14 protein-coding genes and 2 riboswitches are annotated in these 14157 nt (G+C 51.4%); of the genes, 2 read left to right on the top strand and 12 right to left on the bottom strand.

All coding sequences use genetic code 11. The annotated features are described in order from the left end of the window. Positions 1 to 87: 87 nt before the first annotated feature. Positions 88 to 351, top strand: coding sequence for a hypothetical protein (locus F4Y39_15800; GenBank protein MYC15186.1), 264 nt, complete (start codon positions 88 to 90; stop codon positions 349 to 351). Between the two features lie 8 nt (positions 352 to 359). Here F4Y39_15800 and thiE read toward each other — a convergent pair whose 3' ends face one another. From thiE to thiO, 6 genes are read right to left on the bottom strand one after another with little or no spacing between them, the layout of a single operon-like run. Beyond that, on the bottom strand, positions 360 to 977 hold the full coding sequence (thiE, locus tag F4Y39_15805) for a thiamine phosphate synthase (protein MYC15187.1): 618 nt from the start codon (positions 975 to 977) through the stop codon (positions 360 to 362). A 1-nt stretch (position 978) separates the two neighbouring features. Continuing rightward, positions 979 to 1773 carry a bifunctional hydroxymethylpyrimidine kinase/phosphomethylpyrimidine kinase gene (gene thiD / locus F4Y39_15810; protein ID MYC15188.1) on the bottom strand — a complete coding sequence of 265 codons (795 nt, stop codon included), beginning with the start codon at positions 1771 to 1773 and terminating at the stop codon, positions 979 to 981. After that, positions 1770 to 2384: a thiamine phosphate synthase gene (locus tag F4Y39_15815; protein ID MYC15189.1), complete on the bottom strand. Its 615-nt coding sequence runs from the start codon at positions 2382 to 2384 to the stop codon at positions 1770 to 1772. Before F4Y39_15815 ends, thiD begins: the two co-directional genes overlap by 4 nt. Further along, complete coding sequence (locus F4Y39_15820) at positions 2381 to 3157, bottom strand: thiazole synthase (protein MYC15190.1); 777 nt, start codon at positions 3155 to 3157, stop codon at positions 2381 to 2383. Before F4Y39_15820 ends, F4Y39_15815 begins: the two co-directional genes overlap by 4 nt. 22 nt (positions 3158 to 3179) lie before the next feature. Beyond that, on the bottom strand, positions 3180 to 3386 hold the full coding sequence (thiS, locus tag F4Y39_15825) for a sulfur carrier protein ThiS (protein ID MYC15191.1): 207 nt from the start codon (positions 3384 to 3386) through the stop codon (positions 3180 to 3182). A gap of 4 nt (positions 3387 to 3390) precedes the next feature. Further along, positions 3391 to 4527: a glycine oxidase ThiO gene (thiO, locus tag F4Y39_15830; GenBank protein MYC15192.1), complete on the bottom strand. Its 1137-nt coding sequence runs from the start codon at positions 4525 to 4527 to the stop codon at positions 3391 to 3393. 55 nt (positions 4528 to 4582) lie between these two features. Continuing rightward, positions 4583 to 4678: riboswitch (TPP riboswitch) on the bottom strand. A gap of 97 nt (positions 4679 to 4775) precedes the next feature. After that, a riboswitch (TPP riboswitch) is annotated at positions 4776 to 4865 on the top strand. Between the two features lie 60 nt (positions 4866 to 4925). On the opposite strand from thiO, the gene thiC reads away from it, so the two are divergent. Then, a complete protein-coding gene (thiC, locus tag F4Y39_15835) occupies positions 4926 to 6608 on the top strand; it encodes a phosphomethylpyrimidine synthase ThiC (GenBank protein MYC15193.1) in 1683 nt (560 codons plus the stop codon). 82 nt (positions 6609 to 6690) lie between these two features. On the opposite strand, the gene mltF is transcribed toward thiC, so the two are convergent. From mltF to F4Y39_15865, 6 genes are all read right to left on the bottom strand, one after another. Further along, complete coding sequence (gene mltF, locus F4Y39_15840) at positions 6691 to 8814, bottom strand: membrane-bound lytic murein transglycosylase MltF (protein MYC15194.1); 2124 nt, start codon at positions 8812 to 8814, stop codon at positions 6691 to 6693. Positions 8815 to 8963: 149 nt separating this feature from the next. Next, the gene (locus F4Y39_15845) at positions 8964 to 9404 is read right to left on the bottom strand and encodes an STAS domain-containing protein (protein ID MYC15195.1); all 441 of its coding nucleotides are present in this window, start codon (positions 9402 to 9404) and stop codon (positions 8964 to 8966) included. Beyond that, entirely contained in the window at positions 9397 to 9747 is a 351-nt protein-coding gene (locus F4Y39_15850) for an STAS domain-containing protein (GenBank protein MYC15196.1), read from the bottom strand. Before F4Y39_15850 ends, F4Y39_15845 begins: the two co-directional genes overlap by 8 nt. 187 nt (positions 9748 to 9934) lie before the next feature. Then, the gene (locus tag F4Y39_15855; GenBank protein ID MYC15197.1) at positions 9935 to 10423 is read right to left on the bottom strand and encodes a CinA family protein; all 489 of its coding nucleotides are present in this window, start codon (positions 10421 to 10423) and stop codon (positions 9935 to 9937) included. Between the two features lie 15 nt (positions 10424 to 10438). Beyond that, positions 10439 to 11545 (bottom strand): Gfo/Idh/MocA family oxidoreductase, encoded by a 1107-nt coding sequence (locus F4Y39_15860; protein ID MYC15198.1) that lies wholly within the window; start codon positions 11543 to 11545, stop codon positions 10439 to 10441. Then, positions 11439 to 14135 carry a valine--tRNA ligase gene (locus F4Y39_15865; GenBank protein MYC15199.1) on the bottom strand — a complete coding sequence of 899 codons (2697 nt, stop codon included), beginning with the start codon at positions 14133 to 14135 and terminating at the stop codon, positions 11439 to 11441. Before F4Y39_15865 ends, F4Y39_15860 begins: the two co-directional genes overlap by 107 nt. Positions 14136 to 14157 lie beyond the last annotated feature (22 nt).

Raw genomic sequence — 14157 nt, forward strand, 5'->3', positions numbered from 1 at the left:
TTCCACGGCCATCCGCGTTTCACCAAAGATATTGACATCTTCTATGCGCGAACGCAAGAAAATATCGACAAATTGCGAAAATCATTATTGGCGTTTGGATTTTCTGAACCTGAAATACCCCTAAGCCTCTTTGAAAAAACAGGCAACATCATTCAATTTGGTGTTGCTCCTGTACAAATTGATCTCCTGAATGAAATTGATGGCGTGACTTTTGAAGAAGCTGAAAACTATCAGATACGCGGTCGCTATGGAGCGCATGAGGTAAATTTTATTGGCAGAGAGGATCTGATTCGCAACAAAAAAGCATCTGGTCGCACGCAAGATAAAGCAGATGTTGAACACCTGGAATAAATTTTATTTTATTTTTGAATTTGATCCATCAGCCTTTGGGTCGCCTCAGTGGGATCGGGTTGACAACACACGGCTGAAATCACCGCAATGCCATGCGCTCCTGCGCGCATCACCTCGTCGGCATTCTCTATTCCAATACCCCCAATGGCAACAATTGGAACACTGACCACATTGACCATCTCGCGTAAGCCCTCCAGACCTTTCACCAGGCCCGCATCGGCCTTTGAACCCGTTGCATAAATCGGTCCAAAACCGATGTAATCCGCACCTTCGGCAATGCACTGCTGCGCCTGTAAAAGCGTCTTTGCCGTACCGCCAATCACAGCATCTTCCCCAAGCAAATCGCGTGCCTTTTCAATGGGAAAATCATCTTGTCCCAAATGCACTCCATCTGCCTCTGCAGCAATCGCCACATCAACCCGGTCATTCACAATCAAAGGCACATCACCACACGCATTCTTCACGGCAATAGCCGTCTCAATCAACGCACGCGTCGAACCCTCTTTCTGTCGAAACTGAATGGTATCCGCTCCACCGTCAACAGCCATTTGTGTCAGCGCACTGTGTGAAAAGCGGTCTTGCAAAACAACATCGGTTATGACGTGCAGCTTGCCAATTTTTTTCATGTTAGCGTTTAGCACAGTCTAAAAAATAAAAATGATTCGTAGGACCGTTACCTTTGCCAATATTTAAGCCATGCCGGATAGCTTCTGTAACATACTTTTTTGCCCGATCTATCGCATCGCACAACCCGTATCCCAGCGCAAAATTGGCCGCTATCGCCGATGCCAGTGTACAACCCGTCCCATGTGTATTCCCGGTATCTATGCGTTCACTTTCAAAAATCGTTTCACACGCCCCATCCCACAACACATCCACCGCAGCGCCCTCCAAATGCCCCCCCTTCACCAGCACAGCGCACGCGCCCAAATCGGCAATTTTTCGCGCAGCAAACCCGGCATCTTCTCGCGTCTTTATCTTTTTTTTACTCAACAATTCTGCTTCAGAGGAATTCGGCGTCGCCAATGTAGCCAGCGGCAACAAACGATCTTTGATGCATTGTATCGCATCGCCCTTAAGCAACGGAAATCCACTCGTCGAAATCATCACCGGATCAACCACGAGCGGTTGCCCATTGCGAGTTGTCAGTTCATCGGCCACAGCCTCTAAAATCTCACGCGAAGACAACATCCCCGTCTTCACCGCAGCAATTTCAAAATCGTCAAACACGGCACTTATCTGAGCGCGGACAATCTCTTCGGGCAAATCACAAGCTGCACGCACCTCTTGCGTATTTTGAGCAGTAACCGATGTAATCACAGACAGGCCAAACACGCCATGGGCGTGAAATGTTTTCAAATCCGCCTGAATGCCCGCGCCACCACCGGAATCCGAACCCGCAATTGTCAGGGTTTGTTTCATTCCCATCCCTTCAAAAATTCACATACCGCCCTGGCCGGATCTCTCGCTGCCAAAATACCCGACATCACCGCAACGCCCGCACATCCCGTCGTGCGACATTTGGCCGCACGAGAAGGTGTAATTCCACCCAGAGCGTAAACGGGTAAGCGAGAATGCGCCACCGCATTTGCCAACCCCGCCAACCCTGCTTCCACACCATCATACCCGGGTTTGGAGCCCGGTGTAAAAATGGGGCTATAAGTCACAAAATCTGCCCCATCAGCGCAATCTAATTCCGCACAGGTATGTGTGGAATAGCCGATTAAAAATGACGGTCCGATCCGATCTCGGACCGCCCGCGGCAATGCACCACCTGGCAAATGCACACCCTGAGCGCCGATCTGCACGGCAATATCTGCTGCTGAGTTAATCAACAGCATCGCATCATAACGCGCTGTCAACGACAACACCTGCTCAGCCAGAGCCTCTAATACATCTCTATCCAGGTTTTTTTCCCGCAACTGCACCAGCCGCACCCCCGCATCCAGCGCACGCGCGAGCACATCCAGCATTGGTCGATCACCGCACGTTGCCCGATCGGCAATCAGATAGAGAGGCGGCAATGAATTCACACTTCCACCCGTCCTTCCATCGCCGTCGAAGCCGTCGCGTACAGCTTTCTGGGAATCCGCCCTGCTTCAAAAGCATACCGCCCTGCTTCAACCCCCTTTTTCATAGCCATCGCCATCTTCACCGGATGCCGAGCACCTGCTACTGCCGTATTCAACAACACGCCATCGCAACCCAATTCCATCGCCAGAGCAGCATCCGATGCAGTTCCCACCCCCGCATCGACAATAACCGGCACATTGACCGAATCCAGAATAATCTGAATATTGTACGGATTGCGAATCCCCATTCCCGAACCAATGGGCGCACCCAGAGGCATCACAGCGGCGCACCCCAAATCTTCCAACTTCTTACAGGTAATTGGATCATCATTGCAATAGGGCAACACAGTAAACCTATCATTCACCAGGGTCTCTGCTGCTTGTAGCAACCCCACCACATCCGGAAACAACGTGCGTTCATCCCCAATCACCTCTAACTTAATCAGATCGGTTTCCAGCGCTTCGCGGGCCAATCGCGCAGTAAGCACCGCATCTTGAGCAGTAAAACATCCGGCAGTATTTGGCAAAATGGTATATCGCGATCGATTGAGCAAATCGAGAACACCCTCGCCAGATTCGTCATTCATATTGAGCCGTCGAATGCCCACCGTTACAATCTCTGCGCCACTGGCTTCCACGGACTTCAGCATCACCTGCATATTGGGATAATGCGCAGTGCCTATCAACAGCCGTGAACGATATGTTACGCCTGCCATCTTAAAATCGCCTGTCATAATATCCTCACTGTTATTCCCACTACCCCCCCTGAACCGCGTGAATAATATCCACCCGATCACCATTGCGCAACCGCATATCTGCCCAAATCGCCCGCGCTATGACCTCGGCATTTACAGCCACGGCAATACCTTTTTGTTCGGCTTTAAAATTCATCTCAATCAGCAAATCGAGTAGCGTTGACGCATCATCCACTGATTGCTCTTGACCATTCACTATAAGTTGCATGAGTTTATAATCCAAATCGGTCAATCCCAAAAGGCCTGATAAGTGCCGGGGTACGCCGCTCCAAAATCAATTCGGCAATAGATAGCGCAGTCAACGGCGCCAGCAAAATACCTTTCCGATAATGACCAGTTGCCATAATTAAACCCTCAATAGGCGTCTTGCCCAAAATAGGTGCGTCATCCCGGCTACCTGGACGCAATCCCGCTGCGGACTCGACCAGAGGCAAATCGTAAACCCCCGGCACCACCTCCCACGCGGCGCGCAACAACTCAAACATCCCTCCCGCGGTCACATCTTCATCAAACCCCATCTCTTCTGACGTAGCCCCCAAAACGAGATGCCCATTATCCTTGGGCACGAGATACGCCACCGTAGAAGTCGCCACCCGCGAATACCAGACCATTGTACTGAGCGCGAAGTCCTCCATCATAGCCAGGCGCATAATCTGCCCGCGCACGGGACGCACCGGAGGCCTGGCACAATCGGGCAAACCCGGTATCAGACGCGACCAGCATCCCGAAGCCAACACCACTGTATCGCCCTCAAAAACTTCTTCGCCAACCCGCACCCCGCGCACCCGCGCCCCATCTATCAAAAGCTCATCTACCCCCATCTCTTCAAACACGTCACCACCCGCCGCTACAAGCCCCTGCATCAGTGCCACCACCAGACGCCGATTATCCACTTGATGATCGCCCGGACACCACACAGCAGCACTCACCTGAGCCGACAAATGCGGCTCCCTTTCCCTCGCCTCATCACCTGAGAGGTAGGTAACAGACAACCCCAAATCGCGCTGATAGCGATACCGAAATTTTAAGTACTCCAGATCGTCTTGCGTAATACCCACCAGCAGCACGCCATCGCGGCGATAGCCCACACAACATCCTGTCTCAGCCTCCAACTCACCGACAAATTCGGGATAAACCGCCAGCCCCTTCAGGCCGAGATGCAACAGGTCTTCCTCTTCGAATTGCACCTCTGACAGCGGCGACAACATACCCGCTGAAGCCCAGCTCGCCGAGTGCCCAACGCGACCTCGATCAAACAGAGCCGTAGCACACCCCGCACGCGCCAACCGCCAGCCAATCGCCAGACCAATCGCCCCGCCACCCACAATGAGCACGCGCTTTTGTGCCATCACAACCTCAAGGTAAAAAAAACCACCCTTCGCATAGAGTCGAAAAGTGGTCTCACCATCAGTTCAACAAACTCCCTACGCCGGCACGATCCGGATCAGGTACAAAGGGTATAATCTCAGCTCACAGCAGCAAGCACCCCTGTCTTTTTTTAGTTTTGCAAAGATACCATTTTAACATCTTCAGGTCAAGACGTTCCCCTTATCACTTGACAGACACCAATATATTCCTTACGTTGTTCAAAACAACGCTGACCGTACAGGGGTGCCGAAAGGCTGAGAACACACCCTACGAACCTGCTCTGGGTAATGCCAGCGAAGGGAACACGGCGCATTATGGAAATACAAACCGCCGATGCCTTCGCACACATCGTCGGTTATTTTTTTCTAAGGAGAAAGCCATGAGTAACCAGAATGGCAACAATGCTACAAAAATTTATCTCAAAGGCAAACACGGAATTCGCGTTCCTGCCCGCAAAATATCTCTGACAAATGGTGAAGATCCTGTTTACGTCTATGACACCAGCGGACCACAAGGTGGGGATGTGCGAAATGGTCTGCCCCCTTTGCGCGAACCGTGGATACGGGCGCGGGGCGATGTCGAGGATGTCGCACCAACTTATGTCCCGCAGTCAGATGCGCCGGAAATTCCGGAAAATCTTCGCCGCAAAACCGTTCTTCGCGGCACGGGCAACGTCACGCAGATGCACTATGCCAAACGCGGTGAAATCACGCCCGAAATGGAATTCATCGCCATCAGGGAAAATGTCGATCCCGAATTTGTGCGCTCAGAAGTTGCGCGAGGCCGCGCCATCATCCCGGCAAATATCAACCACCCCGAAAGCGAACCCATGATCATTGGGCGCAATTTCCTTGTCAAAGTCAATTCCAATATTGGCAACTCGGTGGTCACTTCCTCTATAGAAGAAGAAGTCGAAAAGATGCAGTGGTCCACCCAATGGGGTGCCGACACGGTGATGGACCTATCTACGGGCAAAGACATCCACGAAACCCGCGAGTGGATCATCCGCAACTCTCCCGTACCCATTGGCACAGTGCCGATCTATCAGGCTTTGGAAAAAGTGGGTGGCATTGCCGAAGACCTCACCTTTGACATCTTTATAGACACCATCATCGAACAGGCCGAACAAGGTGTCGATTACTTCACCGTGCATGCCGGCGTACTGCTCCGTTATGTCCCCCTCACCGCCAAACGGGTCACGGGCATCGTATCTCGCGGCGGCTCCATCATGGCCAAATGGTGTCTCGCCCATCACCAGGAGAGTTTTCTCTACACCCGTTTCCGCGACATATGCGAAGTAATGAAACAATACGATATTTCATTCTCTCTCGGCGACGGGTTGCGCCCAGGATCCATTGCCGATGCCAATGATGCGGCGCAGTTTGCCGAATTGCAAACGCAGGGCGAACTCACCAAAATCGCATGGGAATACGATATTCAAGTCATGAACGAAGGCCCCGGGCACATCCCGATGCACCTCATCAAAGAGAATGTCGATAAACAAATGGAGTGGTGTCACGAAGCCCCCTTCTATACCCTGGGACCGCTCACCACAGACATTGCGCCAGGCTATGATCACATCACCTCGGCCATTGGTGCAGCTATGATCGGATGGTATGGCACGGCTATGCTTTGCTATGTCACCCCCAAAGAACACCTCGGCTTGCCGAACAAGCAAGATGTAAAAGACGGCCTGATCGCGTACAAAATTGCCGCTCACGCCGCCGACCTCGCCAAAGGGCACAAAGGCGCGCAAGACTGGGACGATGCCCTGTCAAAAGCGCGCTTTGAATTCCGATGGGAAGATCAATTCAACCTCTCGCTCGATCCCGATACAGCCCGTTCTTATCACGACGAAACACTACCTGCTCAGGGCGCCAAAATCGCACACTTCTGCAGCATGTGCGGTCCCAATTTCTGCAGCATGAAAATCACGCAAGACGTGCGTGCCTATGCCGAAGAAAAAGGCATAGAATCAGCCGAAGCCCTCGAAATTGGCATGGCTGAAAAAGCGCGAGAATTCAAAGAAAAAGGGTCTGAGATTTATCAGATCGCGGATTGAGGCAGAAATATAAAACCGAGGAAGGGAATCAGGTATTGCTCTATTTTTTTAGAGCAATACCTGATTAAAAAAGGATGGAGACTCAGCGACGGTCTTCTGTAGCGGGCGGAGGTCCGACGAAGCCCGAGCTAAGTGGTTGTGTCACCTTCGCAGGTATTGTCGTATTCAGTATTTCGACATAAGCATCGTAGAAATTCTGAATATTTTCGACATAGTGTACGGGTTGACCGCCGCGACAAAAACCGTATCGCGCCCGCTCGTAATAGTCAGGTTGGGACAGCAAGCGCATCGCCTTTTCCACATTGCCAAACCAGCGGTTGGAATCCCATCCCATTTCCCGCGCCAGACGGCGGGCGTCGAGCACATGGCCGTATCCGGCATTATAAGAAGCCAGAGCAAAGCGAATCCGCTCTTCCATCGGGAGATTGTGATCAAACCGGTTGATAAGCTGACGCATATACTTGACCCCTGCGTGAATGCTCTCCTGGGGGTCATGAAGATCGGTAAATCCCAACTGCTCTCCCGTGCTCGGCATCACCTGCATCAGCCCCTGCGCGCCGACCCAGCTAACAGCCTCTGGATCGAATCTGGATTCCTGGTACATCTGTGCGGTAATCAGACGCCAATCCTGCCCGTATAGAGAGGCGTATTTTTTTGTCAGGGCATCATAAGGCGACAACTGACCGCTCAAACCGACCCGCATTGAATCTTTGGCTCTGGCAACAGCGCGCGTACTCTTAAAATACCTCTTTTTCATCATATTAAAAAACAAGCCGCCTTTTTCTTCTTTTATGTATTGGTTGAGTGTTGTCAGCAACTCTGAATTGTCCTTGCGAACCGCCCAGCCCAGTGCCGTGGGCTTAATACTCAAGGCGGCTTTGAGACGGCGGCCATATGCGCGTTCTATATCGAACAAATGGGAATCGCACATCGTAAGATCATAAATACCCTCTTCAACTCCAGCTAAAATATCTTCGGTTTCTACGTCATCGGGCACTATGGCAATCTCGAGACCTTTGACGGAATCCTGCAACGCCATCAGCGTCGTATAAAACGAAGAACTCCCGCGCACATGTATCGTCCGTCCAGCCAGATCCTGAAGGCTGGCAATCGAATCGTCATCCGCATGCACCACCACCAGTTCACTCACTTCCTTATAGGGTTGCGTAAACGCGGCCTGCTCTTGCCGTTCCTCAGTAATAGTCATTGCCGAAGCCACGACATCGCCCTTGCCTTCGTTCAAATACGACAACAGTTCGGCGTGACTATTCGGAATGACAATTTCGAGACGCAGGTCGTGCTGCGAGGCAAATCGCTTTATAAGCTCGTATTCGAACCCTATCTGCTGCCCCCGGTAAATAAAATAAGTCATCGCATTATTGCGCGTGATCATGCGCAACCGGCGGCGTTCTTTCAGGCCAGGTAAATCATCTGTAAATATCTGCTGGCGCTGCCGCGTAAATTGATGCGCCAGCAAATACTCATCCACCACGAACTTGAGCTTTGTATCATTTGGTCGCATCATCAAGGCGAGCGGACGCTCTTCGGCCACAACGAGCGGCGCGACGAGGTTATCGTAATAATTGGCAATAGCATGCCATAAATGCGCGTCGCACAAGGTCGCTTTGTATTCGCCTTGAGCAATGCCTTTGACCAGCCCCTCGGTGCTGAGCGTATCTGACACAGTGTGGATGCGTAAAGACGGCACCTCCTTCTGAACATCAATCAAGGTCTGATAATACGAACTGGACTGCCGCACGCTGATCTCCATACCGGCGAGATCAGCCACTGTCTGGGGCAGGCTATCTGCACGCGCTGTAATCAAATATTCATCGACGTATAAATACGGAACTGAAAACGCTGCTATCTTTTCTCGATCTGGCGTAACCGTCAAGCTGGAGGCGATAATATCGCCCTCGCCTTCGAGTAGTTTTTCCAACATCTGAACATAATTATCGGCCTTTACAAGCTCCAACTTCAGCTTGAGTGCATCGGCCAGACTACGGGCGATATCGTAGTCCAGGGTCACCGGCTCCGCCTGCCGGGGTATATAGGTGATCGGCTCCTCGCTAACTATCACCCGCAATACGCCGCGATCCTGCAATTGCGGAAGATCGCCGATGTATTTTGGCACGGGTTGTTTTTCGCTGCACTGTACAAAAGCACATAGAAGAATCAGTGCTGAGGGAATCATACGATGCAACACAGATATATCTCCTTTCAATGATATAGCCTCAACGCCGGGCCGATGGGGCTAAAATACTTTGAGGTATTTTCTTCCCAAAAGAAGAAGGGATTGCGATATAATCGCACCCCTTTTTTATGAACGAAATACAGATGATAGTTTGGGGCGATTTATGTTTCCCGTCTCCCCGGCGGGTCGGATACAAAGCTTTCGATAGCCGCGTCAACGGATTCTAACGTTCGAAAATGCGACGACAACTTTCCGACCATCATCAAACTCTCCATCCGGTTTGCAATGCCGGCCAACCTGAGATCACCTCCAGCATTTCTCAACATCTCCAGGCTGACCGCCAATACTCCTAACATCGTACTGCCAAACCACTTCACCTTGGAAAAATCGACCACGACATTTGTAATGCCATCGGCCATGACCTCTTCGACATAGTGCTGAAAAGGAACAACCGTAGGACCACTCATAAGGGTACCCGACACAGTCAGAACCGCAACGTGATCGCGAATGTCAACTTTGACTCTCATCAATTTGGCGAACAGCTCTTCAAAAATTGGACGATTTGCGCCATCCATTGTCAGCTTACAAAAATCTCTATGCATCCTGATCTGCAAAACTTTCCACCGCCCGATCTACAGTATCCAGGGTCGTAAAAATATTTGCCAACTGCGTAACCATTAAAATACTTTCAATCTTTCTGGTAACGCCCGTCAATCTCAAATCCCCGCCTTCACCGCGCAACGTCGTCAAACTCGCCGTTAGCACGCCTAACATAGCACTGCCAAACCATCTCACCCTGGAAAAATCAACCACTACCTTTTTTATATCCTCACTTGCAAGTTTTTTAATATGATCTTGGAATGGGGCAACCTCGGGGCCGCTCATCAATTCACCCGACAGAGTTAAGACAGCGACATCGCCGCGGATCTTTTCCGAAATTTTCATACAAACCTCCAGGACCAGAACTTACTGAACATCGCGCAGGGCACTGAAAATACGGCTGAACAAGAAAAAAATCAAGCTTATCAGTTGATATTATGCAGCGACTCTATATCTTGTGATTTACTTGAAATGAGATATACAAGATATTGTGGCAAAATAAAGCTTTTTTCGATAAACTGCGTGACATCCGTTATCGGTTATCAATTGTTTTTTTTGCCTCAATCACCATTTTCAAGGCAGCATCTGCTATCGCATCGCGAATCGCATCGCGATCCCCATCAAACTGAAAGACCTCACAAATTACACCTTCTGCACCGGCAACTGCGATATACGTCGTTCCTATGGGCTTGGGCGACCGTCCGCGAATGGGACCAGCGATCCCGGTCTCGGCCAGGCCCAAATCTGCACCACTCACTTTTCGCACGCCTTTGGCCATCTCGCACGCGGCTTCTGCGCTCACTGCACCATACGTATCCATCACCTGCACATCTATCCCCAGCATCTCGCGTTTAGACAGCGCGCTATACGCAATAACCCCCCGCTCGTAATAAGCCGAACTGCCCGGAACCGAAACAATGCGGGCGCTGATCAATCCCCCTGTTGTGGTTTCTGCAACTGCAATGGTCCAGTCTCGTTCTCGAAGCAATTTGCCGAGCTTTACTTCCAACTGTTCAGACATATTTGAAACCGCATATTACCGCTGATCAATAACCACAGGAGAACCCGATTTTGAAGACGCATAAGCTGCGCAAAAGAGCTCAACAGACTTTCGGCCCTCTTCACCCGACACCACAGGTATCGTGCCTTTGGTGATAGCAGAAACCATATCCTCTGCAATATCGGCAGGCGCATCGGGCACTTCAAAACGGCTCAAATCTACCAATTCCTCATCCTTTGTCATCACTTCTATACCGCCGCGTTGATCCCACCGCACAGTGCCTTCCGTGCCACTGATCTCCACTTGTGTCCCCAAATTTGGATAACTTGATGTCGTGGTCGTAATCAGCCCCCACGCGCCGCTTTGAAATGTCAACTGTGCAATTGTAATATCTTCCGTTTCAATATCGTGTGTCATGGTTGCACTGCGCCCATAAACTTCCTTTACCGGGCCGAGCAACCAGCAAATGAGATCGACAAAATGCACACCCTGATTGGCTATCGAGCCGCCCTCTGTCTCTTTGCGGCTACGCCACCCCATGGGAAAGCCCCCATTGTAATAGCTCTGCTCACGCCACCACTTCATCTTCACATCACCCAAAAAAATCTGTCCAATGATCCCCTGATCAATGGCGGCCTTCAATTGCTGGTTTGCTTTAGAATAGCGATTCCCAAAATCCACTGCCAGAACCTTCCCCGCATCTTTTGCCGCCTGAATCGCCGCATCGCACTTTTCTACGAGAATATCCATCGGCTTGGTGACAAATGCATGTTTGCCTGCTTCTATCGCTTCAATGGCGTAATCGCAATGCGTACCACTGGACGTATAGATACCGATCGCATCGATATCATCACGCGCAAACATCGCCTTGTAATTCGTCGTCCAGTCACATCCATACATTTCGGCCTGCTCCACGGCCTTGTCTTCCTGTAAATCGCACACGCAAACCAACGCACTGCCCTCTGCTGCTGCCATCTGTTTTGCTGCTCCGCGGCCACGCCCCAATCCCATAATACCAAATCTAACGCTCGACATTTTAATCTCCCTCTGAAAGCACCGCAAAATTTTCCCGCAACTTCGACAGTGTATCCCGATACTCGCGCTCGCGCTCGCGCTCTTTTGCCACGACCTCTGCGGGGGCATTATTCAAAAAACCCGCATTGCTCAACTTCTTCTCCAATCCGCTCAACGCCTTTTCCAATCCGCCAATCTCCTTCTCCAACCTCTGACGTTCCACAGTGAGATCAATCACGCCGGCCAAAGGCACAAAAATTTCCACATCACCAACCACAGCACTCGCAGACGCTGCCGGGCGTTCTAAAGCCGCGCCAAGGGTCAAATTTTCAACGCGCCCCAACGCCTTCATATAGCCCTTAACAGACGTCAAAATCGCACGTGCCTCCTCTGAATCCGTCTTACACACCACATCCACGAGCTTGCCCGGCGGAATACGCATTGTACCTCGAATATGGCGCACAGCACCCACCACATCCCGCATCAAAGCCATTTCTCGCTCCGCCGCTTTATCAAATTGCGTTTTGTCGCATTTGGGCCAGGGCGCGGCAATAAGAGCCTCGCCTTCTCGTGGAAAGGTCTGCCACAACGCCTCTGAAATAAAAGGCGCAACGGGATGCAACAGGCGCAGCGTGCCTTCAAACACGACACACAAAACCGACTGCGCGGTTTGACGGGCGCTTTGATCATCGCCATACAGGCGCACTTTCGCCATCTCCACATACCAATCGCAATACGCGCTCCACACAAAATCGTACAACGCGCGCGCCGCCTCGTCAAAGCGATACGCCTCCAAAGCCTCTGTAACCTGTAACACCGTGCGATTGTACAAACTCAAAATCCACCGATCAGAAAGGTCCGTAATCGGCTCGGGGACCGTCTGCAATGCCACATCGCGTATGTCGCGATCGTCCAGATTCATTTGTACAAACCGCGCGGCATTCCAAATTTTGTTGCAAAAATTGCGGCACATTTCCGCAATGGGCGAATCTTGCAACTTATTGTCCTTCACATCGGCATCAAACCGAATATCCTGCGAACTGCCGCATTGGTACAAAAGCGATAGGCGCGTGGCATCTGCGCCATAGCGGTCAATCAATTCGCGCGGATCAATCCCCGTACCCAACGACTTGCTCATGCGCTTGCCATCGCGCGTTTGCACCGTGGGATGAACCAGCACCGTCCGAAACGGAATCTCGCCCACAAATTCAACAGCTGTCATAATCATCCGAATCACCCACAGATACAAAATATCCCGTCCCGTAATCATCAAATCCGTCGGATGAAACAGCTTCAAATCCTCCGTATCTTCGGGCCAACCCAGCGTTGCAAAAGGCCACAGCGCCGAGGAAAACCACGTATCGAGCACATCTGGGTCTTGCGTCAACTGCTGACTACCACACTTTGTACACAATTCGGGCGGCTCTGCATTCACAATCACCGCACTACAATTTTCACACGTCCACACCGGAATGCGGTGTCCCCACCACAATTGCCTCGAAATACACCAGTCGCGGATATTCTCCAGCCATTCAATCGAATATTCTCGAAACCGATCCGGCACATAATCGATCTTTTTTTCTCGCATCAGGGGCAAAATTAAATCGGCCAAATCGCGCATCGCCACAAACCACTGCTCCATAGGCATCGGCTCAATCACCGTGCCACAGCGGTCGTGATGGGGCACCGCGTGGGTATAATCCTCAATTTTTTCCATCAACCCCAGCTCGTCGAGTGCCTCAACCACCGCCTTGCGACACGCATACCGGTCCTGCCCAACATAAGCACCCGCATTCTCCGTCATCTCGCCATTCAGACCAATAACCGCAATTTCGGGCAAATCGTGACGCTGCCCTATCTCATAATCATTGGGATCGTGTCCCGGCGTCACCTTCACCGCACCACTCCCCATTTCCGGATCGGCATAGTCATCTGCCACAATGGAAATGGGGCGGTCCATAAGCGGCAACATCACCATTTTACCCACGGCATTGCGCCATCGCGCATCGGATGGATGTACCGCCACCCCGGTATCACCCAGCATGGTTTCTGGACGCGTTGTCGCCACAACCACATCGGGCGCGTCATCTATTCCTTTGTACCGAATATGCCACAGGTGGCTATGGACCTCTCTTTCTTCCACCTCGAGATCGGAAATCACAGTGCCACACTGCGGGCACCAGTTCACCATGCGTTTGCCCCGATAAATCCAGCCCTTCTCGTAAAAACGCACAAATGTTTCCAACACTGCCCGCACGTACTCCTCATCCATTGTAAATCGCTCGCGCGACCAGTCATAACTACAGCCCAACTCGCGCAATTGTCGCAAAATTGTGCTGCCGTATTTTTCCCGCCAGGCCCATATCCGTCTCAACAAGTCTCTGCGCCCAATTTCGCGGCGCGTCTTTTTTTCGTTCTCCCAGATCTCTTGCTCCACCTTCATCTGCGTGCCAATACCCGCGTGATCTGTACCGGGCAAACACAGCGTGCGAAATCCCCGCATCCGCTTATACCGAATCACCGCGTCGTGAATCGCGTGCTGTAGCGCGTGTCCCATGTGCAACTCCCCCGTCACATTGGGCGGAGGAATCGTCACCGTATAGGCAGGACCTGTCGCGCGAAACTCCGGGCGAAAATATCCCTTCCTGTGCCAAAAATCATACCACGTCTTTTCAATATCTTTTGGATCGTAGGCACGCTCCAAAGCTTTATTCTTCATCGTCTCCATTCTCCTTAAATAG

The organism is Gemmatimonadota bacterium, from assembly GCA_009838845.1.
Lineage (GTDB): Bacteria > Latescibacterota > UBA2968 > UBA2968 > UBA2968 > VXRD01.